The 22144-nt window shown below is 72.5% G+C and carries 15 protein-coding genes; 4 read left to right on the plus strand and 11 right to left on the minus strand.

Annotation, left to right across the window (positions count from 1 at the left end; genetic code table 11):
* The first annotated feature begins 24 nt into the window (after positions 1-24).
* The 3 genes from JOD63_RS10335 (at position 25) to JOD63_RS10345 (ending at position 10954) form a co-directional block, all read left to right on the plus strand.
* Positions 25-1695, plus strand: a complete 1671-nt coding sequence (locus JOD63_RS10335; RefSeq protein WP_045275825.1) for a thiamine pyrophosphate-binding protein — start codon at positions 25-27, stop codon at positions 1693-1695.
* 107 nt (positions 1696-1802) lie between these two features.
* Positions 1803-5876, plus strand: coding sequence for a hypothetical protein (locus tag JOD63_RS10340; protein ID WP_045275826.1), 4074 nt, complete (start codon positions 1803-1805; stop codon positions 5874-5876).
* Complete coding sequence (locus JOD63_RS10345) at positions 5873-10954, plus strand: hypothetical protein (RefSeq protein ID WP_045275827.1); 5082 nt, start codon at positions 5873-5875, stop codon at positions 10952-10954. The genes JOD63_RS10340 and JOD63_RS10345 overlap by 4 nt, the downstream gene beginning before the upstream one ends.
* A 35-nt stretch (positions 10955-10989) precedes the next feature.
* On the opposite strand, the gene JOD63_RS10350 is transcribed toward JOD63_RS10345, so the two are convergent.
* The 10 genes from JOD63_RS10350 to JOD63_RS10395 all read right to left on the minus strand — a co-directional run bounded on the left by JOD63_RS10350 (position 10990) and on the right by JOD63_RS10395 (position 19690).
* Positions 10990-11751: an enoyl-CoA hydratase/isomerase family protein gene (locus JOD63_RS10350; protein WP_045275828.1), complete on the minus strand. Its 762-nt coding sequence runs from the start codon at positions 11749-11751 to the stop codon at positions 10990-10992.
* An 8-nt stretch (positions 11752-11759) separates the two neighbouring features.
* The gene (gene paaE, locus JOD63_RS10355) at positions 11760-12980 is read right to left on the minus strand and encodes a 1,2-phenylacetyl-CoA epoxidase subunit PaaE (protein ID WP_084613535.1); all 1221 of its coding nucleotides are present in this window, start codon (positions 12978-12980) and stop codon (positions 11760-11762) included.
* Positions 12980-13474: a 1,2-phenylacetyl-CoA epoxidase subunit PaaD gene (gene paaD / locus JOD63_RS10360; RefSeq protein WP_045275829.1), complete on the minus strand. Its 495-nt coding sequence runs from the start codon at positions 13472-13474 to the stop codon at positions 12980-12982. Before paaD ends, paaE begins: the two co-directional genes overlap by 1 nt.
* Positions 13468-14289, minus strand: coding sequence for a 1,2-phenylacetyl-CoA epoxidase subunit PaaC (paaC, locus tag JOD63_RS10365; protein WP_045275830.1), 822 nt, complete (start codon positions 14287-14289; stop codon positions 13468-13470). The genes paaD and paaC overlap by 7 nt, the downstream gene beginning before the upstream one ends.
* Positions 14286-14591, minus strand: a complete 306-nt coding sequence (paaB, locus tag JOD63_RS10370; protein ID WP_045275831.1) for a 1,2-phenylacetyl-CoA epoxidase subunit PaaB — start codon at positions 14589-14591, stop codon at positions 14286-14288. Before paaB ends, paaC begins: the two co-directional genes overlap by 4 nt.
* Positions 14591-15574, minus strand: coding sequence for a 1,2-phenylacetyl-CoA epoxidase subunit PaaA (paaA, locus tag JOD63_RS10375; protein ID WP_045275832.1), 984 nt, complete (start codon positions 15572-15574; stop codon positions 14591-14593). The genes paaB and paaA overlap by 1 nt, the downstream gene beginning before the upstream one ends.
* A gap of 97 nt (positions 15575-15671) precedes the next feature.
* Complete coding sequence (gene paaI / locus JOD63_RS10380; protein ID WP_045275833.1) at positions 15672-16094, minus strand: hydroxyphenylacetyl-CoA thioesterase PaaI; 423 nt, start codon at positions 16092-16094, stop codon at positions 15672-15674.
* The gene (gene paaZ / locus JOD63_RS10385; RefSeq protein WP_045275834.1) at positions 16087-18159 is read right to left on the minus strand and encodes a phenylacetic acid degradation bifunctional protein PaaZ; all 2073 of its coding nucleotides are present in this window, start codon (positions 18157-18159) and stop codon (positions 16087-16089) included. The genes paaI and paaZ overlap by 8 nt, the downstream gene beginning before the upstream one ends.
* Complete coding sequence (locus JOD63_RS10390; protein WP_045275835.1) at positions 18156-19010, minus strand: 3-hydroxyacyl-CoA dehydrogenase family protein; 855 nt, start codon at positions 19008-19010, stop codon at positions 18156-18158. The genes paaZ and JOD63_RS10390 overlap by 4 nt, the downstream gene beginning before the upstream one ends.
* Positions 19007-19690, minus strand: coding sequence for an enoyl-CoA hydratase/isomerase family protein (locus JOD63_RS10395; protein ID WP_245244543.1), 684 nt, complete (start codon positions 19688-19690; stop codon positions 19007-19009). The genes JOD63_RS10390 and JOD63_RS10395 overlap by 4 nt, the downstream gene beginning before the upstream one ends.
* A 157-nt stretch (positions 19691-19847) precedes the next feature.
* Here JOD63_RS10395 and JOD63_RS10400 point away from each other — a divergent pair, with 157 nt between their 5' ends.
* A complete protein-coding gene (locus tag JOD63_RS10400; RefSeq protein ID WP_045275837.1) occupies positions 19848-20459 on the plus strand; it encodes a TetR/AcrR family transcriptional regulator in 612 nt (203 codons plus the stop codon).
* 206 nt (positions 20460-20665) lie between these two features.
* Here JOD63_RS10400 and JOD63_RS10405 read toward each other — a convergent pair whose 3' ends face one another.
* Positions 20666-22048, minus strand: a complete 1383-nt coding sequence (locus tag JOD63_RS10405) for an MFS transporter (RefSeq protein ID WP_045275838.1) — start codon at positions 22046-22048, stop codon at positions 20666-20668.
* Between the last annotated feature and the right edge of the window lie 96 nt (positions 22049-22144).

Consider the following 22144-nt stretch of genomic DNA (forward strand, 5'->3'; position numbering starts at 1 on the left):
CGTTCCGTCTCGAAAGGCTCCGCCATGCCCGCCGTCCCCTCCCAGACGTCCGTCTCGGCGCACGTCGCGCTCACCCTCGCCCAGCACATCGACCACGTCTTCGGCGTGATGGGCAACGGCAACGCGTACTTCCTCGACGCGCTCGAGCGCTCCACCGAGGTGCACTTCACCGCGGTGCGACACGAGGCCGGCGGCGTGGTCGCCGCCGACGCGTTCTTCCGCGCCTCGGGTCGGCTCGCGGCGGCCACCGCGACCTACGGCGCCGGCTTCACCAACACGCTCACGGCTCTCGCCGAGGCCGTGCAGGCGCATGTGCCGCTCGTGCTGGTCGTCGGCGACGAGCCGACGTCGGGTCCGCGGCCGTGGGATGTCGACCAGATCGCGCTCGCCTCGGCTGTCGGCGCGCGCACGTACACGGTGGGGCGGACGGATGCCGCGGCCACGACGGTGATCGCGATCGAGCACGCGTTGACGTATCGCGTGCCGACGGTGCTCGCCATCCCCTACGACGTCGCGCAGCGCGATGCCGGACCGGTGCCGTCGGTGCCCGAGCTCCGGCTGCCCGAGCCGCTCGCGCCGAGCGGCCCGTTCGCCGGGGCGGCGGTCGCCGACATCGCGGCGGCCCTGGCGTCGGCCGAGCGGCCGTTCCTCCTCGCCGGTCGCGGCGCCTGGCTCGCGGGCGCGGCGTCGGCGCTGGGCGAGCTCGCCGATCTCACCGGCGCGGTGACCGCATCGACCGCGCTCGGGCGCGGCATCTTCCCGCGCGGCCATTACGACCTCGGAGTGACGGGGGGCTTCGGCGCCGAGGGTGCCATGGCCCTCGTGCGCGAGGCCGACGTGGCAGTCGTGTTCGGGGCGTCGCTGAACCAGTTCACGATGCGGTTCGGCGACCTGTTCGCCCCCGGCACGCGCGCGTTCCAGGTCGACGTCGCGCCGGCGGCGACCCACCCGCACGTCGGCGGCTACGTTCGCGGAGATGCTGCGGTGGTGGCCGCGGCGCTGGTCGAGGCGGTGCGCGGCCGCGGCGCCGCGGCGAGCGGATGGCGCGAGGGCGTAGAGATCGCGCCGCTGCGTGGGTACGCCCCGGGCGACGGACTCGCTCCCGATGGGCGCCTCGACCCGCGCAGCGTGGCAGCGCGGATCGGCGAGCTGCTTCCGGCCGACCGGGTGGTGGTGTCGGACGGCGGCCACTTCATCGGCTGGGCGAACATGTATTGGCCGGTGGCGTCGCCCGATCGCATGATGATGGTCGGCACGGCGTTCCAATCGATCGGCCTCGGCTGGCCGTCGGTGCCGGGCGCGGCGCTCGCGAAGCCGTCGGCGACTGTCGTGCTGACGACGGGCGACGGCGGCGGGCTCATGGCGTTGGCCGACCTCGAGACCGCAGTGCGGGTGGCCGGCGGGCGCGGCATCGCCGTGGTGTGGAACGACGCCGCGTACGGCGCCGAGATGAACCTCTACGGGCTCAAGGGTCTCGCGCAGGAGCCGATGCTGATCCCCGAGGTCGACTTCGCCGCCCTCGCCGGCGGCGTCGGCGCAGAGGGGGTCGCCGTTCGGACGCTCGACGACCTCGATCGGCTGGCGACGTGGGCGGCCGAGGACCCGGCATCCCGTCCGTTCCTCGTGCTCGACTGTCGCATCTCGGGCTCGGTCGTGGCGCCGTATCAGCAGGAGATCATCCGCGTGAACTCCTGATCCGGGCTGGGGTGTTTACGCGCGCGGCACCAGGGTCTAGCCTCTGTGCCAGCGGCCACTCCCCTGCGCTTCATCGAGCGGTCCTCCACCTCTTCCGAGGAGCCGCGATGACACCGCCTGACAACGACGACGAGAACGTCCTCCCCCCGGCGCCCGAGACGATCGCCGAGTGGTCGACCGAAGAGCGTGCGTTCGCACGGGCGCCCGCCCACATCGCGTCGCCGGCCGTTCCCGACGGCGATCTCGCGATCGAGGTGACCCGCCCGCGCGACCTGGTGTCGCTGCTCACCGTCTGGCACGACGTCACCGCCGAGCCGGCGACCGAAGACGCACCGGCCACCCTGACAGCGGGGGCAGCCGCCACCCTGACCTTGCATCTGCCGTTCCAGCACGCGCAGGAGCACTCCTGGGCCGAGGCGGGTGGCAAGCGCCCGAGCGGCGACGACCCCTCGCGGACCGAGGTCGACAAGGTCTCGACGGCCGGGCAGTTCCGGCGCGGCCCGGTGAACTTCCGCGCCGCGCGCGGCTCCCGGCTCGTGTTCGATCTCCCCGAGGAGACGGTGGTCGCGGTGACCAGCGAGGCGATCCTCGACCTCATCCCCGGTCTCGCCCTGCGCGTGCACCGCCTCGCCCGCGCGGGCGAGGCCCCGACCCGCTATCCGGACTTCCCCGCCCCGAGCGAACTGCTGGCCGCACCGAAGTGGTGGCGGCTCTCGGACGACTACATCGTGCGGGTGAAGGACTCGAAGGTCACCATCCAGGTCGCCTCGGCGACTCAGCGTGCACGGTATCCGCTCGAGTCGACCGCGGTGACCCAGCGGCGGCTGTCGAAGTCCCTCGTCGACCAGATCGTCCAGGCCGGGTCGCTCCCCATCGACTACGGGCGAGGCGTCGAGATCGCCGCACTCCCGCCCGGACTCCGGCCCGGCGTGCGCCCTCCGCGCTCGCGACCGGCCCGCGAGGGCGAGTACAGCTCGCCGCCCGAGGCCGATGTGACGGCCATCGAAGCCCCGTTCCGCGTCGTGCTCTCGCCGGACACGGAGGCCCGGTGGATGCACGCGACCCGGCCCGCGCCGGCCAACGCCGATGCGCGCAACGTCGAGCTCTGGCACACCCGGCTCGGCAGGCTCGCGGATGTCGACGGCGACGACGAGGCCGATCCCGTCCCGACCGAGGCGCCGCATCCGTTCCGCACCGTACGCGCCATCTGGACGCGCGACCGGGATCACCTCTCGGAGGCTCAGTGGAGCTCCCCCGACTCCGACGTCGGCACGGAGGGGAACCCACCACCCGCCCTGGTCGGGCCGCTCGCTCCACCTGCATCGACGAGCGCCGACCGGCATCCCTTCCCCTCGAGCCTCAACCGCTCCGACCGCCACCGGATCGTGCGTCAGTCCGCCGAGACGTGGCGCACCGATCGAGGCGCGACGATCCCGCCCGTCCCCGTCGCCGCCGACCGGCTCTGGCTGTCGGCCTTCGGCGCCACGCTCGACCTGCACGGACACTGGGACACCCTCCCCTACAGCGGGTCGGGCATCCCGTCGATCCTCGCCTGGGACCACATCGCGACCTTCGGGCGCGACCAGTTCGTTCGGGTGGTCTATCCCGGGTACCTCTTCCCCCTCGGCCACAAGGCGGTCCTCGTCAAGATCACCGAGCGCAAGGTTCGGCTCGAGAACGAGGCGACCTACGGTCCGCGACGCCCGATCGCGGGCCTCTGGCAGCGGCACTTCATCGCCGTGATCCAGCGCGACCGCACCTACACACAGCAGGATCTGCCGTTCGCCGACGCCCACCTGGGCCCGGCCGTCACCCCGACCCTCGACGAGCCGACCGGCGCGAACGAGTACTTCTGGCCGACCATCGGCGGCTCGCCGTTCCGGTTCCGCGTCGACACGACCGACCGCGCCGGCGACCCCCTCCGCTTCACCGCGCCGCTGCTCTGGGTGGCCGAGCACATGCGGCAGTTCGACGTCGTCCGCAATCAGTACCTCGGGCTGCCGGGAACCCCCGAGGTGCGCACGCGCCGGGTGATCGACCTGGGCGGACGCACGGTCGGACTGTATCGGGATGCCACGACCGGCGACACCGCCCAGCACGAGGTGCAGCGCATCCGGCTCACCGGAGTCGCGCAGGTCGGGACATCGGAGCCGCACATGACCACGGCGGACATCGTGGTGGAAGCGGCGCGACGGCTCGCCGAGACGCCCGCCACGACCATCGCCTACCACGGCGACGTCGTCACCGGGCAGCCGCTCCGGCCCGGTGGCGTGTGGGCGGCCGTGGCGACGACGTCCGCGTTCGGCGATGCCGCAACGGCCACGCACATCGCGTCGACCGATCCACGCCTCCCCGCGCCCCCGGGGATCAAGTTCGGCGAGCCGCCGGGTCCGTCCGGACCGGGGAAGACGAGCGAGACCGGCGGCGGCTTCGTGGCACCGAGCCAGGTGATCGCCGGGCTGTCTCTGCTGAAGGGCACTGTGCCCGACCTGACGCAGAGCGTGGCGGGCACGTTCGACCCGGCCACCGCCATGAAGACTCCCGACGCGCTCGCCGCGTTCGGATCGGCGCTGCCGAAGCTCTTCGGACTCGTGCCGCTCGTGGACCTGCTGTCGGCGGTCGGCATCGAGGCGCCGCAGATCCTCGCCACGGTGGTCGAGCCGCTCACCCAGCTGATCTCCACGCTCCAGAACGTCAAAGCGCTGGCGCAGAACGCGATCGACGATGCCGAGGCCACGGCCGAGCGCGTCGTCCGGGAAGCCGAGAAGAAGGTGACGGATGCCGTCTCCGACGCGGAGGCGTCGGCGACGGCGTTCCTCACCGCCCAGAAGGCCAAGGCCGCTGCTCTCGAGGCCGATGCCGCCGCCCTCGCGACGGAAGCAGCCGGCGTCGTCGACGATGTGGTCGCGTTCTTCACGGGGATCGCCGCCTTCGAGCCCGCCGATGCGCAGGTCGCCTTCGACGCGTTCCGCGCGCGGCTCGCCGGGCTCGCGGACCGGCTGCGGTCGATCGGCGCGGGACTCCTCCCCCCGAGCGTCCGCACCCGGCTCGCCGATGCCGCGGGCGTGCTCGACGAGCTCCGTACCTCGGCGGACGTCGTCGACGACGTCCTCGCCGCGGCAAAGCTCGTCTCGGACCTCGCGAGCGGCGCGACGCAGATCGAGCTGGACTTCGACTGGTCGCCGCCGCTTCAGGACTGGCCGACCGGCGGCTCGCCGATCATCGCGTTCCTCCCCCGCGACGGGGCTCAGAAGAAGCCGCTGACCATCAGCGTCACCGGCACGGCAGGTGTCGGCACGCCGCCGTCGCTGAAGGTCCTCGCGGAGCTGCGGGAGTTCAGCCTGGATCTGCTCCCCATCGAGCCCCTGGTGCAGATCGAGTTCGAGCACCTCGCGTTCCGCTCCGGGACCAGCGGGAAGACCGAGGTGGACGTCGTCCTCCGCCGGGTCCGGTTCGTGGGCATCCTGAGCTTCGTCGAGACGATCAAGGAGCTGATCCCGTTCGACGGCTTCTCGGATCCGCCGGACGTCACGGTCGATGCGAGCGGGCTGACCGCGGGCTACACCCTCGCGCTGCCGAATGTCGCGATCGGCGTGTTCGCCCTGTCGAACATGTCGCTCTCGGCCGACCTCCGCGTCCCGTTCCTCGGCGACGGTCTGAGTGTCGGCTTCGGCTTCTGCTCCCGCGAGCGGCCGTTCACCCTCGCCGTCGCCTTCCTCGGCGGCGGCGGATGGTTCGGCATGCGCCTGTCGCCGAAGCGGCTGGAGCTGATCGAGATCGGACTCGAGGCCGGCGCCTACCTCTCGGTCGACTTCGGGGTCGCGTCGGGGTCGATCTCGGCCGCAGTGGGCATATACCTGCGACTGGAGTCCGACAAGGGCTCGCTCACCGGCTACTTCCGGCTGCGCGGCGAAGTCGACGTGCTGGGTCTCATCTCGGCGTCGATCGAACTCGCGATGTCGCTGACCTACGACTTCGCCGAGCAGAAGGTGATCGGCCGGGCGAGCATCACCGTAGAGGTGGAGGTGCTGTGCTTCTCGCAGAGCGTCACCATCGCCGCCGAGCGGAAGTTCGCGGGGTCCAACGGCGATCCGAGCGTCCGGGACCTCATCACCGGGCCGGGCGGAGACACCGGCGCCTGGACCGAGTACCTCGACGCCTTCGCGACGGAGGACCCGTGAACACCGAGCAGCTCATCGCCATCGCCCTCCCGCACTCGGTCGCCGCCGAGCCCCACGACGGCTTCCACGTGTCGGTGTTCCTCTCGCCCAAGCTCCTCGGCGACCCCGGCGCGACCCTCGGCGACTTCCCCACGCTGCGCGACTGGGCCTCCCTCGTCGAGGGGATCGGGGGGATCGACCTCGAGCTCGTGGGCCGCAACGGCGCCATCCCGGTCACGCGGCTCGATCAGGCGAAGCCAGCCGACTGGGCCGCGCTGTTCCCCCGCGACACTCCCGTTGCGGAGGCGGGGAGACCGGATGCTCCGCAGTCGGTGCCCGATTGGAGCGGGAAGAGCTGGGGGAGCTATCCCGCCGCCGAGACGGCCGGGTACGCGAAGTCGATGCTGCTCGCCACGATCCTCGCCGACCCGGTCACGCCCGTTCCGCCGCGCTGGCATCCGCTGACGAGGGCGGTGGTGGAATTCTTCGGCCGCGCGGACGCGATCTCGTACGAGGACTCCGAGGCGCCGCGCCCGCAGCCCCCCGTGCCGCCCGGCCGGAAGGCGCTGCCGGAGGAGCGCGAGGCGTACGAGCGCGCGATGGTCGCGTGGGAGCGGGCCAACGCGGACGCCGAGCAGTGGTACCGCGCGTACCGCGAGCGGATCGGCTTCCCGACCGACAACCCGCAGGGGATCGAGATCCGGGAAGGCGCGCTGACGGCGTACCTCGACGCGCAGCGCGCGAATCGGACGACGCGCTCCACCCTCGCCGGGCTGGCCGGCGGTGCCCAGCCGCACACACAGGTCGCCGCCGCCCTGTCCGACCTCCATGAGGCGCGCCGGTTCTACGAGGAGCCCGACCCCGATCCGGGGGCGAGCCGCATCGTGCCGCAGACGGAGCCGCTCCCCCTCCCGCAGCGCGCCCCGGAGTTCCACGAGCGTGTCGCCGCGGCGGGCGACCATCCGGCACTCCTGCGGCGACTGGGCCTCGTCATCGACGTGACCGCCGACCCCGCGGCCCTTCGCTCGACGGATTGGCTGGTCGTCCGGATGCGGGCGCAGAACGCGCCCGACGACCTCGTCCGCTCGCCGAAGGTGCATGTGCGCGCGCTTCCGGATGACACGTTCGTCGCGCTCCCTCACCCCGCCCGCGCGGCGGAATGGCAAGACGGGCGCCTCGCGCTGGGCGACAGCGACCAGTTCGCGGTCCTCGACGTCGACCCCGACGGCTCGGCGCTCAAGACGGAGCGCTTCGTCGTGAGCCTGCCGCGGATGCTGCGGGTCCAGGCGAACAACGACCCGATCGACGCCGCCGCGCCCGCGCTGCGCGCCACGGGGCTCGCCGTCGCCCGCACGAAGCAGCTCGCGGCGGTGCAGGAGCAGTTCGGGCGTCAGGGCAGGTTCGAGACCGACCTCGCCGCCGTGCCCGATCCCGCGCATGCGCCGGGCGCCTACGTGCACGATGTCGCCCGCGGCATCCGCGTCGAGGTGTTCGACGCCGGGACGGGCCGCTGGAGGTCGCTCCACCGGCGCCTCGCGACCGTCGTCCTCGGACTCGGCGACGATGCGCGCACGGCCTACCACGATCTCGAGGAGGACGGTTTCCTGCAGGGGACGACCGCGCAGGAGACCCCCGGCGCCGCGAAGCCGACGGTGAAGATCCACGAGTCGGTCTTCGGCTGGGACGGCTGGAGCCTCTCGGTGGCGCGGCCGGGCAACCGCATCCGTCCCGAGGTCGTGCGCAACCACGACGACACCGCGTGGACCGTCGACGAGCACGTCGAGCCCCCGGGCGACGAGCTGCCCGATGAGGCGACGCATCCCCTCCTCGCGCTTTCGCGCATCGCGCCCGGGAGCCTGCCGCGGCTGCGCTTCGGTCGGCGGTACGCCTTCCGCGCCTGGATCGTCGACCTCGCGGGGAACGTGCGGCCGCACCCACTCGACGGGCAGCGCGGCGACATCGGCAGGATCCGCGATCTGCTCACCCCGCGGCGCGTCCCGGCGATCACCGCCGCCGAGCCGTCGGCCGTCTCGCTCGGACTGCGCACCTCGGCGTTCCAGGTCGCCGCCGATCGGCTCACGGCTCTCCGCACGACCGCGGACTCGGCGGTCGCCGGCGGGCGCGCACTCCGGGAGCGGATCGGCGCGGCCCTGGCCGACTCCGCAGCCGACGTGGGGGCGAGCGTCGAGGCCGACGCGCTCGTCGCGACGGTGCCGCAGTCGTTCCTCGACGCCCTCGCCGACGCCTCGACGGCGCAGCGCCCTGCCGACCTCGCAGCGAGGGTGCGGGCGGCCGCCGCGCATCTCGACGTCGAGCCCGCGCCCCGCGCGCCGAGCGACGACGTCCTCGACGAGATCTCGACCCTCGCTGCAACCCTTCTCGGAACGAAGACGCCCACGGGGCCGGCCCTCCGGCAGGCGCTCGCGGGGGCGACCCCGCTCCGCGCCTTCCTCCGGTGGGATCCGGTGCCGCCGCCGGCGATGGTCGCGCGCTCGGAGCTCACCGACGCCGAGTCGCTGCGGGTGCTCGTCGTCCGCAGCGGTGTGTCGCAGGCAGAGCCCGGCGGCGAGGTCGTGGTCACTCCCCCCGACGTCTACGCCGCTGAGGCGGAAGCCGCCCTGCGTGCGGCCGATCCCGCCGCACCGCCGGGTGCGCCGTACTTCGGCGCCCACGCCGACCGCCACGTGGCGCCTCCGAAGACGAGCCAGCAGCAGGCCGAGCTGCACGGCGCGTTCGACGGCTCACTCGACGGCAGGCCGGGCCGCACCAGCGCCGCGGAGCGTGCGGCCATCCGCACCGAGGAGCTCGCGTGGGCGCTGCGCGAGTCGGGTACCCTGTTCGACCGGCGTCGGTCGCCGCTGTCGCCGCCGACCGGACCCTGGCTCGAGCAGGAGGGCGTCCGGCTCGTCATCCCGCCGTCGGCCGAGGAGCGAGCGGTGGCCGATGCCGCCGGGAGGCTCCCGCTGCCCACGACCCCGCCCACCGACGCTGATCCTGTCGTGCCCGCGGGCCAGGCCCCGCCGTCGGGCTCATACGTCGTGCACGACACCAACCGCCTCGAGCTCCCCTACCTCCCCGACCCGCTCGCCACCGGCGTCTCGCTGCGGTTCATCGACGCCGGCCGGGGTCTGCGGGCCGAGCCGCCGCGCGCCGTGCACCTCACCCGCGCCGACTACCCCGGATCCTGGCCCGACCGCAAGCCGTTCCTTCTGCGGCTCTCGAGCGGACCGGTGCTGGATGCGGAGATGGCGGGCCGCGACATCGACATCGCGGTGCCGGCCGGGGACACCCAGCGCTTCACCATCGCGAGCACCGTCGACGACGAAGGGCTCGCGCGGATGGGGGTCTGGGATGCGCTCGACGATGCGTTCACCGCGGATCCAGTCGTCGCCGAAGCCGCCCGCGACGGACTGCTCTGGGCGTTGACCCCGGCGGAGGAGGTGACCCTCGTGCACGCGGTCCCGCGGCCCGCTGCCGCCCCGTCGTTCGGGCGCGTCATCCCCGTGCGCGTCCCGGGTCAGACGCGCGTCGCCCTGCTCGGGATCGCCTACGTCCACGGAGCGAGCACCGAGCAGCTGAGCGCGGAGGCGCGGTGGACCGACGTCGCCGACCTCGGCGAGCGCGGCATCGTGCGGACGCCGGTCACCGATGTCGCGTTCACGACCCGGATCCTCCCCCACGAGACCGCCCTCGTGACGGGGATCGCCATCCCGCTCGGCGACCTTCAGGGCCACGCCGCGACGCAGACCTTCGCCGACACCAAGCGCCGGCGCGTGGAGTACGTGCTCCGGGCCACCACGCGCTACCGCGAGTACTTCCCGCCCGCACTCCTCGCCCCGGCGGCGGGTGTCGGCCAGTGGCCGTCGGACGACGGCCGGTCGACCCTGTCGCAGTCGGTCGTCATCGACATACCCTCATCGGCGCCCCCGCCTCCGCCGGTCGTGCACTCGGTGGTGCCGCTGTTCCGCTGGGACGACGCCGAAGAGCCCGAGCAGCCCTTCGCCCGACGCCGCACACGGAGATCGGGTGTGCGCGTCTATCTCGAGCGCGGCTGGTTCGCGTCGGGTGACGGAGAGCTCCTGGCCGTGCTGCTCGGAACCGGGGCGACTCCGGGCGGGGACGCGATCGACGATATGCCGTACGTGACCCAGTGGGGGAACGACCCCGCCTGGGACGGCGCGATGGTGGCGATGCGGCGGGTGCAGCAGGTCCAGCTCCAGAACGTCGCGCAGATCCTCGACACCGACCGCGAGGCCGAGCCGGGCCGGCCGGAGCGCGTCGAGTACGCGGTGCAGGTGCGGCCCGCGGCCGACGAGTCGGGTGCGGCAGCGCCCCCGCCCGCGCAGGTCGCGACCGCGTCGTACCGGCCGCGCTTCAGCGTCGAGCGGGGACTCTGGTACGTCGACATCGCCTTCGAGCACGAGGCGACGCACTGGCCCTTCCTGCGCCTCGCCGTCGCACGTCACCAGCCGAACAGCCTCGCGGGCTGCCACCTCTCCACGCCCGTGCGTGCCGACTTCGTCCAGCTGCCTCCGCAGCGCGTGCTCACGGTCGGCCGACCCGACGCAGCCCGCGTCTCGGTCTCGCTGCGCGGGCAGTTCGGCCACCGCAGACTCGACGACCGCAACCGCCCGCTCACCGAGACACAGCCGGTCGATCTGCGTGACGCCGCCGTCGCCGTCAGCAACCGCGTCGTCGCGAAGCTGCAGGAGCGCATCCCCCTCGTGGGCGGAGACCTCGGGTGGCGCACCGTCGGCACCGTCGACCTCGCGCTCGGCGGCCACGGCGCGACCGACACCGAGGCGCTGTGGCTCGGCACCCTGGGTGTCCCGAGCACCCTGCCGCTCCGCCGCCCTCCGGCGCAGGGGCTCGACACCGGGCCGCACGCCGTCTCCGACCCCGAGGACGTCGCGCCGACCGAACCGCTCCCCGTCGTCGACACCGGGATCGTGCTCGAACCGCCGTCGGACTGGCGCGTGCGGGTCGAGGAGTGGCAGCACATCCCGAGCGATCCGCCGCCCGGTGAGCGCGACGACGACCCCCGTGCGCGCAACATGTGGGAGCGCCGTCTCGTCTACGCCGACGACGTGTACCTGTAGGCGGCGGCTCGGCCCACCGTGACCTCGCGGCGCGGTCACTCCCCCGTGAACATCGGAGGCCGCTTCTGCTGGAATGCGGCGAACCCCTCGCGGTAGTCGGCGGTGTCGCGCAGCTCGGCCTGCTCGCGGGTCTCATCGGCGATCACGCGCCAGAGGGTGTCGTCACGGAGCTTGTCGATGAGCCGCTTCGAAGCGAGGAACGCCTGCGTCGGGCCCGATGCCGCACGCGCAGCGCGCTCGCGCGTGAAGACCAGCACCTGGTCGGCGGGCACAGCGCGACTGAAGAGTCCGGCGGCGACCGCCTCGGCCCCCGTGAGCAGCTCGCCGGTGTAGATGAGATCGAGCGCGCGATGAGCGCCGAGGCGCTCGTAGAGAAGGGCGTGGCCGCCCGAGTCGAGAAGCGCGCCGAGCGCCGCGAACGGCGACCCCACCTTGGCGCTGTCCGCCACGTAGACCACGTCGGTCGCGATCGCGAGTCCGAGTCCGACGCCGAGGCACGCGCCCTGCACGGCGGCGAAGGTCGGGGCGGGAAAGGCCGCGATCGTGCGCATGAGCCCCTCGACGGCGCCGAGGTAGCCGTGCACGTCGTCGGTCGCCGGATCGACGCCCGCGATGTCGCGCCCCGCGCAGAACGCCCGCCCCTCCCCGCGGAGCACGAGCGCCCGGACCCCGGATGCCGCGGCCTCGTGGTACGCGGCATCCAGTTCCCCGACCGCCTCCAGTGAGAGGGCGTTGAGCTTCTCCGGTGCGTTGAGCACGACCTCGGCGACGGAATCCTCGACGGTGAGTTCGATCACGGCTGCTCCTAGACGTCGTAGTCGACCACGACCGCGTCGGACGTGGGGTGGGATTGGCAGGTGAGCACGTAGCCGCGGTCGAGCTCGTCGGGCTCGAGTGCGTAGTTCTCGGTCATCGTGACCGAGCCCGTGACGAGCCGCGCCCGGCACGTACCGCACACGCCGCCCGCGCACGCGAACGGCACGTCGGGGCGCACACGCAGCGCGGCGTTCAGGATCGACTCGTTCGCCGCCAGCGGGCTGTCGACCGTGCTGGACTGCCCGTCGAGCGTGAACTCGATCCGCCGCACGGGCTCGTCGTCGTCGATGACCACCACGGCGCCCGCGCCCGGCTCCGAGCGTGGGGCCTCGCCCGTCGTGAACAGCTCGTGCCGCACGTGGGCCGAGTCGACGCCGACCTCGGCCAGGGTGTCGCGACAGAGGGTCACCAGCTCGAGCGGTCCGCACAGGAACCACTCGTCGACCGTCTCGGGAAGCACGAGGTCGTCGACGATGCGCCGCAGCCGCGCGGCGTCGAGGCGCCCCGACAACAGCGGCGCCGTCCGCTGCTCCCGCGAGAGCACGTGGTGAAGGGCGAGCCGGGTCGGGTAACGGTCCTTCAGGTCGGACAGCTCCTCGACGAACATCACATCGAGGCTCGACCTGTTCGTGTAGACGAGGGTGAAGCGGGAGGTCCCCGACCGCGCGAGCACGGCCTCGGCGAGCGCCATCAGCGGCGTGATCCCCGAGCCCGCGGCGATACCCGCGACGTGCCCACCGTCGAGCCCGGCCAGCGTCGAGGTGAACGTGCCCTGCGGGCTCATCACGTCGACCTCGTCGCCCACGCGCAGCGCGGTCTGCGCCCACGTCGAGAACCTGCCGCCTCGGTCGCGCTTGATGGCGACGCTGAGGGTGGCGGCCTCGGGGGCGCCGGATGCCCCGCCCTCGACGGGTGCGCGGCAGATCGAGTACGACCGGCGCAGCTCCGCGCCGTCGACGTTCGCGCGCAGCGCGACGTGCTGCCCGGCGAGGTAGTCGTATTCGCCGCGCAGCTCCGCGGGCACGGCGAACGTCACCTCGACCGCGGTATCCGTCAGCGGACGCACCCTGGCCACGCGCAGCGTGTGGAACCGGGCGCGCCGTCGCGGCGCAGTCGACCCCCCGACCGCACCCGCGAGGAGCGACTCGGCCACCCGCTCGACGTCGCTGCCGCGCTCCGCCGCGCGCGTGGCCGACGATCCGGCATCCATCAGTGGGCCTTGAAATGGTCGAAGGGCTCGAGGCAGGCGCGGCACTCGTAGAGCGCCTTGCAGGCGGTCGAGCCGAAACGGGCGAGCTCGCGGGTGTCGAGCGACCCGCAGCGCGGGCACCGCACCGACAGCGCGACGGGGATCGGACCGCCGCTGCGACGGACACCCGGCGGTGCGATGCCGTCCTCGTGGAGCTTCTGCTTGCCGGTGGCGCTCATCCAGTCCGTGGTCCAGGCGGGAGCCAGCACCACGCGCACCACGACGTCCGCGAACCCCGCGTCGGTCAGCGCGAGCACCACGTCGTCACGGATCGCTTCGACGGCCGGGCACCCCGAGTACGTCGGGGTGATCGTGACGGTCGCCGTCCCGCCGTCCACGACGACGCCGCGCAGGATGCCGAGGTCGGCGATGGTGAGGACGGGAACCTCGGGATCGAGGACCGCGGATGCCGCCTCCCAGGCACGCCGCGTCTCGCCGCCGCCCGCGCTCACCATGTCTCACCCTCGTGCCGGCGGGCGAGCACCTGCATCTCGGCCAGGAGATACGCGAGCGTCGGGAAGTGGTCGCCGTGCCGCCCGCCGCCCGACGACGGCTGCCCTGCCGGCACCTCGATCGATGCCTCTGCGAACACCGCCTCGATCACGGCGTCGAACTCCGCGCGCAGCGTCGAGGGCCGCACCGCCACGCCGTCGAGCCGATCGATCAGCGGCTCGTCGCGGAACAGCTCGTCGACATACGGCCACACGTCCGCGACGGCGCGGAGCATGCGGGCTCGTGACTCGTCCGTGCCCCCGGCGAGCCGGAGGGTCCACTGCACCGCGTGGTCGCGATGGTACTCGACCTCTTTCACGGCTTTGGCGGCGATCGCGGCGAGCGTCGGATCCGCCGAGTGCGCGAGCGCCCCGTACATCTCGAAGAGGTAGACGGATGCCGCCAGCTGACGTGCGATGGTCTGGGCGAAGTCGCCGTTCGGCTGCTCGAACAGCCAGGTGCATCGGAACTGCGGCTCGTCGCGCCAGAACGCGAGATCGTCTTCGGTGCGACCGTCGAACGAACCCGCGTAGCGCAGCAGCGAGCGCGCGTGCCCGAGCAGATCGAGGGCGATGTTCGCGAGCGCGACGTCTTCCTCGAGCTCGGGGGCATGCGCGATCCAGGCACCGAGCTGCTGCGCGAGGATGAGCGCGTCATCACCCAGCCACAGCGCGTACTCGGCGACGTCGGCGCTCGGGGCGGTGCCGTCGTCGCCCGCGAGCTCGTCGGCGAGCCGCAGCCGCTCGACGGTGACGTCGCCGTGCAGGTCGGAGCTCACAGGTGCGGCACCCCCTCCGACGCTGTGTAGTACACCGCGTGCCGGTAGTTCTTGCCCGCAGGCGATTCGAAGAACGCGCCCTTCGCATCGGGATCGCTCGTCGTGATCGCCTCGGCGGGCACCACCCAGACCGACGTGCCCTCGCCACGGCGCGTATAGAGATCTCGGGCGTTGCGCAGCGCGAGCTCGGCATCGGGTGCGTGCAGCGACCCGGCGTGCACGTGGCTGAGGCCGCGGTCGGCCCGCACGAACACCTCCCAGAGCGGCCAGGCGTCGCGGTCCGACGAACCGGGAGTCGTCATCACGCCGCCCCCTCGAAGGCCTCGGCGACCGCGGGGCGTCGAAGCGCGCGCTTGCGGGCGTACTCCGCGGCGGCCTCGCGCACCCACGCTCCGCCCTCGTGCGCCTCGCGGCGCGCGCGCAGACGCTCGGAGTTCATCGGCCCGCGTCCGGCGAGCACCTCGTGGAACTCGGTCCAGTCGATCTCGCTCATGTGCCACCGGCCGGCGCCCGCGTCCCAGCGCAGCTCGGGGTCGGGAAGGCTCACCCCCAGCACCTCGGCCTGGGGCACCAGCATCCCGATGAACCGCTGCCGGAGCTCATCGTTCGAGAACCGCTTGATCTTCCAGGCCATCGACTGAGCCGAGTTCGGCGACCGGTCATCGGGCGGCCCGAACATCATCAGCGAGGGCCAGTACCAGCGGTCCACCGCATCCTGAGCCATCTCCCGCTGCGCGGGCGAGCCCTGCATGAGCGCGAGCAGGATCTCGAATCCCTGCCGCTGATGGAACGACTCCTCCTTGCAGATGCGCACCATCGCGCGACCGTACGGACCGTACGAGGCGCGACACAGCGGCACCTGGTTGCAGATCGCGGCGCCGTCGACGAGCCAGCCGATCGCCCCCATGTCGGCCCACGTCGGCGTCGGATAGTTGAAGATCGACGAATACTTCGCCCGCCCCGCGATGAGCTGCTCGGTCATCTCGTCGCGGCCGATGCCGAGCGTCTGCGCGGCGGAGTAGAGGTAGAGCCCGTGCCCCGCCTCGTCCTGCACCTTCGCCATGAGGATCGCCTTGCGCTTCAGGCTCGGCGCCCGGGTGATCCAGTTGCCCTCGGGCTGCATGCCGATTATCTCGGAGTGCGCGTGCTGCGAGATCTGCCGGATGAGCGTGCGCCGATACGCGTCGGGCATCCAATCCCGCGGTTCGATGCGCTGCTCCGCGGCGATGAGCGCGTCGAAGGCGTCCTGCTCGGCGGCGTTGCCGGCATCCGTGTCGGTCGTCATCATCGACTCCGTTCCGGGTCCTGAGCCTGTCGAAGAATTACAGACCGTTCGTTCAGTAAGTGTAGATCGCTCCGGATGCCGCGGCAACCGCGGCCGGTCAGTCGCCGGCTCGGAGCGTGCGGGCGCGCCCGCGGAACTCCGCCACCACCGCGCCGGAGCCGCTCGTCACGGTGACGTCGTAGATACCGCTGCGACCCGAGACGGAGCGCCGCACCGCGTGGGCGGTGAGGCGGTCGCCCGCCCGCGTCGAGGCGAGGAACGCGATGTCGGCGCCCGCCGACACGGTCACCGCCTCGCCGTCGTTGCACGCCATCGCGAACGCGGTGTCGGCGAGGGCGAACACGACACCGCCGTGGGTGATGCCGAAGCCGTTGGTCATGTCGTCGCGGACGAGCATCGACACCGCGGCGTCGCCGGGCTCGTCGCGCTCGACCACCATGCCGAGCGCGGCCGACGCGCGATCGCGCCGGAGCATCTCGCGTTCACCGGCGAAGTGCACGGCGGGATCGACGTCAGCCATGCCACTCCTTCGCGACCAGCGTGAGCACGTCGTAGGTCGCGACGATGTCGTCGCGCTGGTTGAGGATCACGGCATCCCACCGCACCTCGCCGTACTCGTCGGTCTCGCGCGGTGTGATCTGCTTCGCGGTGAGCACCACGCGCACCGCGTCTCCGGGAGACACCGGGGTGACGAACCGCAGGTTCTCGAGGCCGTAGTTGGCGAGCACCGGGCCCGGATCGGGGTCGACGAACAGTCCCGCGGCCCACGAGACGAGGAGGTACCCGTGCGCGACACGGCCGGGGAAGAACGGGTTCGCGGCGGCGGCGTCCTCGTCCATGTGCGCGTAGAACAGGTCGCCGGTGAAGTGCGCGAACGTCTCGATGTCGTCGAGGGTGACCGGCCGCGACGCGGAGACGAGCTGATCGCCGATCGCGAGTTCGGCGAGCGACTTGCGGAACGGATGCCGGTCGCTGCGCGCCGCCGCCCCCGGGTGCCACACGCCGGTCAGCGCGGTCAGCATGGCGGGCGACCCCTGCACCGCGGTGCGCTGCATGTGGTGGAGCACCGCACGGATGCCGCCGAGCTCCTCTCCCCCGCCCGCGCGTCCCGGCCCGCCGTGCACGAGGTGCGGCACCGGTGCGCCGTGGCCGGTCGAGGTGCGCGCGTCGTCGCGGTCGAGGAAGAGCAGGCGCCCGTTGTACGCGGCGGTGCGGGTGAGCAGCTCGGCGGCGACGCCGGGATCGTTCGTCGCGACGCTCGTCACGAGCGAGCCGCCGCCGCGGTTCACGAGCTCGGCTGCCTGCGCGACCGACTCGTACGGCAGGATGCTCGCGACCGGCCCGAACGCCTCGACCTCGTGCGCCGCGGGCGGGGCGTCGACGCCGAAGCCGATCAGCATCGGCGCCACGAACGCGCCGCCGGTCGCCGCTCCCCGCGATCCGTCGGCGAGCGTCACCTCGGGCGGCTCGACGTCGCCGAGGAGCAGGCGCCCGCCGGCATCCTGCAAGCGCGTGACGGCAGCGAGCACCTCGTCGCGCTGCGCGAGCGAGACGAGGGGACCGAGGGTCACCGCATCCGCCCGCGGGTCGCCGATCACGACGCGCTCGGCGATCTTCGCGCGTACGGCTTCGACGACCGCGTCGACGGATGCCGCCGGCACGATGGCGCGGCGGATGGCCGTGCACTTCTGCCCGGCCTTGGTGGTGAGCTCGACCACGAGCTGCTTCACGTACGCGTCGAACTCGGGGGTTCCGGCGATCGCGTCGGGGCCGAGCACCGACGCGTTGATCGAGTCGGTCTCGCTCGTGAACCGGACTCCGGACGGGATCTGCTGTCGGAGCCGGGCGGCCGTCGACGCGCTGCCCGTGAAGGCGACGAGGTCGCCGAGACGCAGCTGCTCGAAGAGTCCGGCGAGCCCGCCGCTCACGAGCTGCAGTGATCCGTCCGGCAGGTCGCCGGCCTCGACGAGCATCCGCACCCACGCCTCGGCGATGTAGCCGGTCGGCGTCGCGGGCTTCACGATGGTCGGCACGCCGGCGAGGAAGGCCGGAGCGAACTTCTCCAGAGCCCCCCACATCGGGAAGTTGAAGGCGTTGATCTGCACGGCCGCTCCGGGCAGCCGGGTGTACACATGCCTCCCGAGGAATGAACCGTCGCGTGCCAGCGACTCCGCCGGTCCGTCGAGGTGCACCTGGGCGTTGGGCAGCTCGCGCCGCCCCTTCGACGCGTAGGTGAACAGCACGCCGATGCCGCCGTCGACGTCGTTCAGCGAATCGCGCACCGTCGCACCCGCCCGCTTCGACAGCTCGTACAGCTCCTCCTTGCGCGCAGTGAGCGTCTGCGCGAACTGCTTGAGCAGGAGCGCGCGCTGGTGGAACGTGAGCGCCCCGAGCCCCTCCTGCCCGACCCGGCGCGCGTGGTCGAGGACGGCGCCCATGTCGAGCCCCGCGGTGCTGACCCGCGCGATCTCGTCGCCGGTCGACGCGTCGCGCACGACCGTGGCGTCGGCCCCGGCCCGGGCACCGCCGTCGCGCCGCGGCGTCCACCACGCATCACCCACGTAGCTCGGAAGGATGCCCGTCACGTGTCACTCCATTCGTAGAACCCCCGGCCGGTCTTGCGGCCGAGATGCCCCTCGTCGACGAGGCGGCGCAGCAGATCGGGCGGCGCGAAGCGGTCGCCGAGGCGCTCATGCAGCTGCTGGGCGATGCTCAGGCGCACGTCGAGCCCGACGATGTCGGTCGTCCGCAGCGGGCCGACCGGATGCCGGTACCCGAGCTCCATCGCCGCGTCGATGTCGGCCGCGGTCGCGACCCCTTCCTCGACCATGCGGATCGCCTCGAGCCCGAGCATCACGCCGAGACGGCTCGACGCGAAGCCTGGGCTGTCGCGCACGACGACCGGTGTCTTGCCGAGCGCGTCGACCCAGCGCCGGGCGTCGTCGACGAGGGCCGGGGCGGTGAGGTCGCCCACGACGATCTCGACCAGCGCCGACGCCGGCACCGGGTTGAAGAAGTGGAGACCGAGGAACCGCCCGGGGCGCTGCAGCACCGCGGCGAGCTCGCCGATCGGGATCGACGACGTGTTGCTCGCGAGCACCGCCTCGGGCGCGATCGCCGCTTCGGCTCGGGCCAGCGCGACGACCTTGAGCGAGACGTCTTCCGGCACGGCCTCGACGACGAGCGCGCACCCGGCGAGCGCCGCGGCATCCGCGTGGTACTCGACCGCTCCCCCGAGATCGGCCATCGGTCGCCGCGTCACACCGCGCTCGATGCTGTGCCGCAGAGCTGCGACGACACGATCGGAGGCCGCTTCCGCAGCCGCGGCGTCTCGCTCGACGACGGTGACGCCGGCGCCCGCCAGCACGAACGCGTGGGCGATTCCCGCCCCCATTCGGCCGCCGCCGATCACCCCGACACGATCCGGAACGCTCATCGTCCGCGCCTCTCCAGGAAGTCCGTCATGCGTCGCTCCTTCTCCGCGCTCTCGAACAGCTCCGCCTGCAGCTCCAGCTCTGCGGCGGGGTGCGCCGCCGCGTGCAGGGCGGTCTTGGTGTGCCGCGTCGCGAGCGGATCGTTCGCCGCGATCCGGTCGGCGAGGGCGTCGGCCGCGGCGAGCAGGTCGGCCGGATCGTGGAGCGACGACACGAGGCCCCACTCCCGCGCCTCCGCGCCGTCGAGGATGCGCCCGGTGAGCAGCATCTCGGCTGCGCGCGCCTCGCCGACGATCGCCGGGAGCCGCCATGTGGCGCCGGCCGCGGCGATGATGCCGAGACCCGTCTCGGGGTTGCCGATCCGCAGCCGGGGCGTGCCGATGCGGATGTCGGCCGCATAGGCGAGCTCGGCGCCGCCGCCGAGCGCATACCCGTCGACGGCCGCGATGACCGGCATCGGCAACGCGGCGATCCGCGCGAACGCGTGGGTGTTGATGCCGCGGCGCGCATCTGCGGCGCCGCGGGAGCGGAGCTCGGCGATGTCGGCACCCGAGGCGAACACGCCGTCTGCGCCGGCGAGGATGAGCGTGCGGGGATCGTCCTCGAGCTCGCCGCACAGTGCGTGCAGCTCGTCGATCATCCGCTGAGAGATCGCGTTGCGCGCATCCGGGCGCGACAGCATGGCGATCACGCGGTCGCCGCGTCGATCCACACGCAGGGAGGTCTCGTCCACCGGCATCCTTCCGCCCGCGACTCTGCGGACCGTGAATATCCTACCGATCGTTCAGTATTTGCGGAACAATCGCGGCGACCGCCGGAGCGGATGCCACACTGGACCCATGCCGACCGCTCCCGACACCGCCGCCGTGCCCCGCCGCGGCCGCCCCGGCTACGACCGGGCGCAGGTGCTCGAGGTCGCGGTGACGCTGTTCAACGAGCAGGGGTACGACGCCACGTCGGTGGCCGATCTCGCCGCGAAGCTGGGGCTGACCAAGTCGGCCCTGTACCACCACTTCGACTCGAAGGAGCAGCTGCTCGCCCTCGCCCTCGATCAGGCGCTGAGCGAGCTCGAGGGTGTGCTCGACCAACCCGCCGCGCACGACGGCACCCCCGCGGAACGGCTCGCCGCGGTGCTGCGCGGCGCGGTGCACGTGCTCGTCGACGAGCTGCCTGCCGTCACCCTCCTGCTGCGGGTGCGCGGCAACAGCGACGTCGAGCGCGCGGCCCTCGAACGCCGTCGCGCCTTCGACCACCGCGTCACCGCGCTGGTCGCCGAAGCCCAGTCCGCCGGTCAGCTGCGGGCAGACGTCGACGACGCCGTCGCCACTCGCCTCGTCTTCGGCATGGTCAACTCGCTGGTCGAGTGGTATCGCCCCGGCGGCGCCGTCGACGTCGACCGGCTCGCGCACGACGTCGTCGCACTGACCCTCGACGGCCTGCGCACCCGCTGACCCGGCGCCGCCGCCCGCCCGTACTCCGTGTGGTGGGAGCTGTGCGTGAGCCGGAAGTTCATCACCGAAGTGTGAGCCCCGTGTGAGCCGGAAGTTCATCTCCGAAACGACAGAACGTCTGCGGGCGACCGGTACGACGGCGACGTCGACGACGGGCCCGCCTGCCTCTCGATCGCCGAGGCAGGCGAGCACGTCACGCGCCGACCTCAGGCCTTCGACAGACCGTAGATCGGGCTGACCGACTGCTGGTCCTCGTGGTCGGGTCCGAGCGGGATGCCCGACCGATCGCGCAGGAGCAGCGTCGCGATGAGTCCGAGCAGCGTCATCCCGACCAGGTACCCGGTGACGGCCAGAGTGCCGCCGGTCGCCTGCACGAGAGCGGTCGCGATCATGGGCGCGAACGCGCCGCCGAGGATCGCGCCGATCGCGTACGAGATCGACACCCCCGAGAAGCGGATCGAAGCCGGGAACAGCTCGGAGTACAGCGCCGCCTGCGGGCCGTACGTGAACCCGAGGCCGATCGTGAGGATCGCGAGCCCGAGGAACAGCATCCCGACGCTGCCGGTGTTCACCAGCGGGAAGAGCGTGAACACGCCGACCAGCTGCAGGACCCACCCGATGACGTACGTTGACCGGCGGCCGATGCGGTCCGAGACGAACCCGGCGGCGAGGGTCGACAGCAGCCAGACGACGGCAGAGCCCGCGACCGCCCACAGCACGGGTCCGCGCTCGAGGCCGAGGGGGCCGTCGGGGTTGGTCGAGTAGTTCTGGATGTACCCGCCGGTGGTCATGTACCCCACGGCGTTGTTGCCGGCGAACACCAGCGCGGCGATGAGCACGAGCAGCGCGTGCTTGCGGAAGAGCTGGACGATCGGCATCCGCGCCTTCTCCTTGCGCTCGGCGAGCTCGGCGAACACCGGGCTCTCCTCGACGCGGCGCCGCACGTACCAGCCGACGAGGATCAGCACGACGCTCAGCAGGAACGGCACGCGCCAGCCCCACTCGAGGAAGGCGTCACCCGGGGCGATCATCGCCATGATCGCCATCACGCCCGAGGCGAGGAGGAGTCCGAGCGGCACCCCGATCTGGGGAGATGCGCCGAAGGCACCGCGGCGGGTCTTCGGCGCGTGCTCGACGGCCATGAGCACCGCACCACCCCACTCGCCTCCGGCGGAGACTCCCTGCAGGATGCGCAGCAGGATCAGCAGGATCGGCGCCGCGATGCCGATCGTCTCGTACGTCGGCAGGAGGCCGATCAGGGCGGTTGCAGCCCCCATCAGGATAAGGGTCAGCATCAGCACGACCTTGCGCCCGTACTTGTCGCCGAAGTGCCCCGCGAGGAAGGCTCCGAGGGGCCGGAACAGGAAGCTGACGCCCACGGTCGCGAACGAGATGAGGATGCTGTTCGCCCCGAGCGGCGCGAAGAACAGCTGCCCGAACACCAGGCCTGCGGCCGAGGCGTAGATGAAGAAGTCGTACCACTCGACGGTGGTGCCGACGACGGTCGCGAAGACGACGCGGCGCCGGTCGGTCGTGCTGGCGATGGTGCCGGTCGGCGTCAGGCCGGGTGCCTGTGGCGATGTGCTCATGTGCTGACTCCTGTGTCGTGTTGCGTGACGTCCTCGTCGCCCGCCAGCCACTTTCGAAGCAGTGGTTGCCGGTGCGGGACCGATCATATACGATTT

The organism is Microbacterium terrae (assembly GCF_017831975.1).
GTDB classification, from domain to species: Bacteria; Actinomycetota; Actinomycetes; order Actinomycetales; family Microbacteriaceae; genus Microbacterium; species Microbacterium terrae.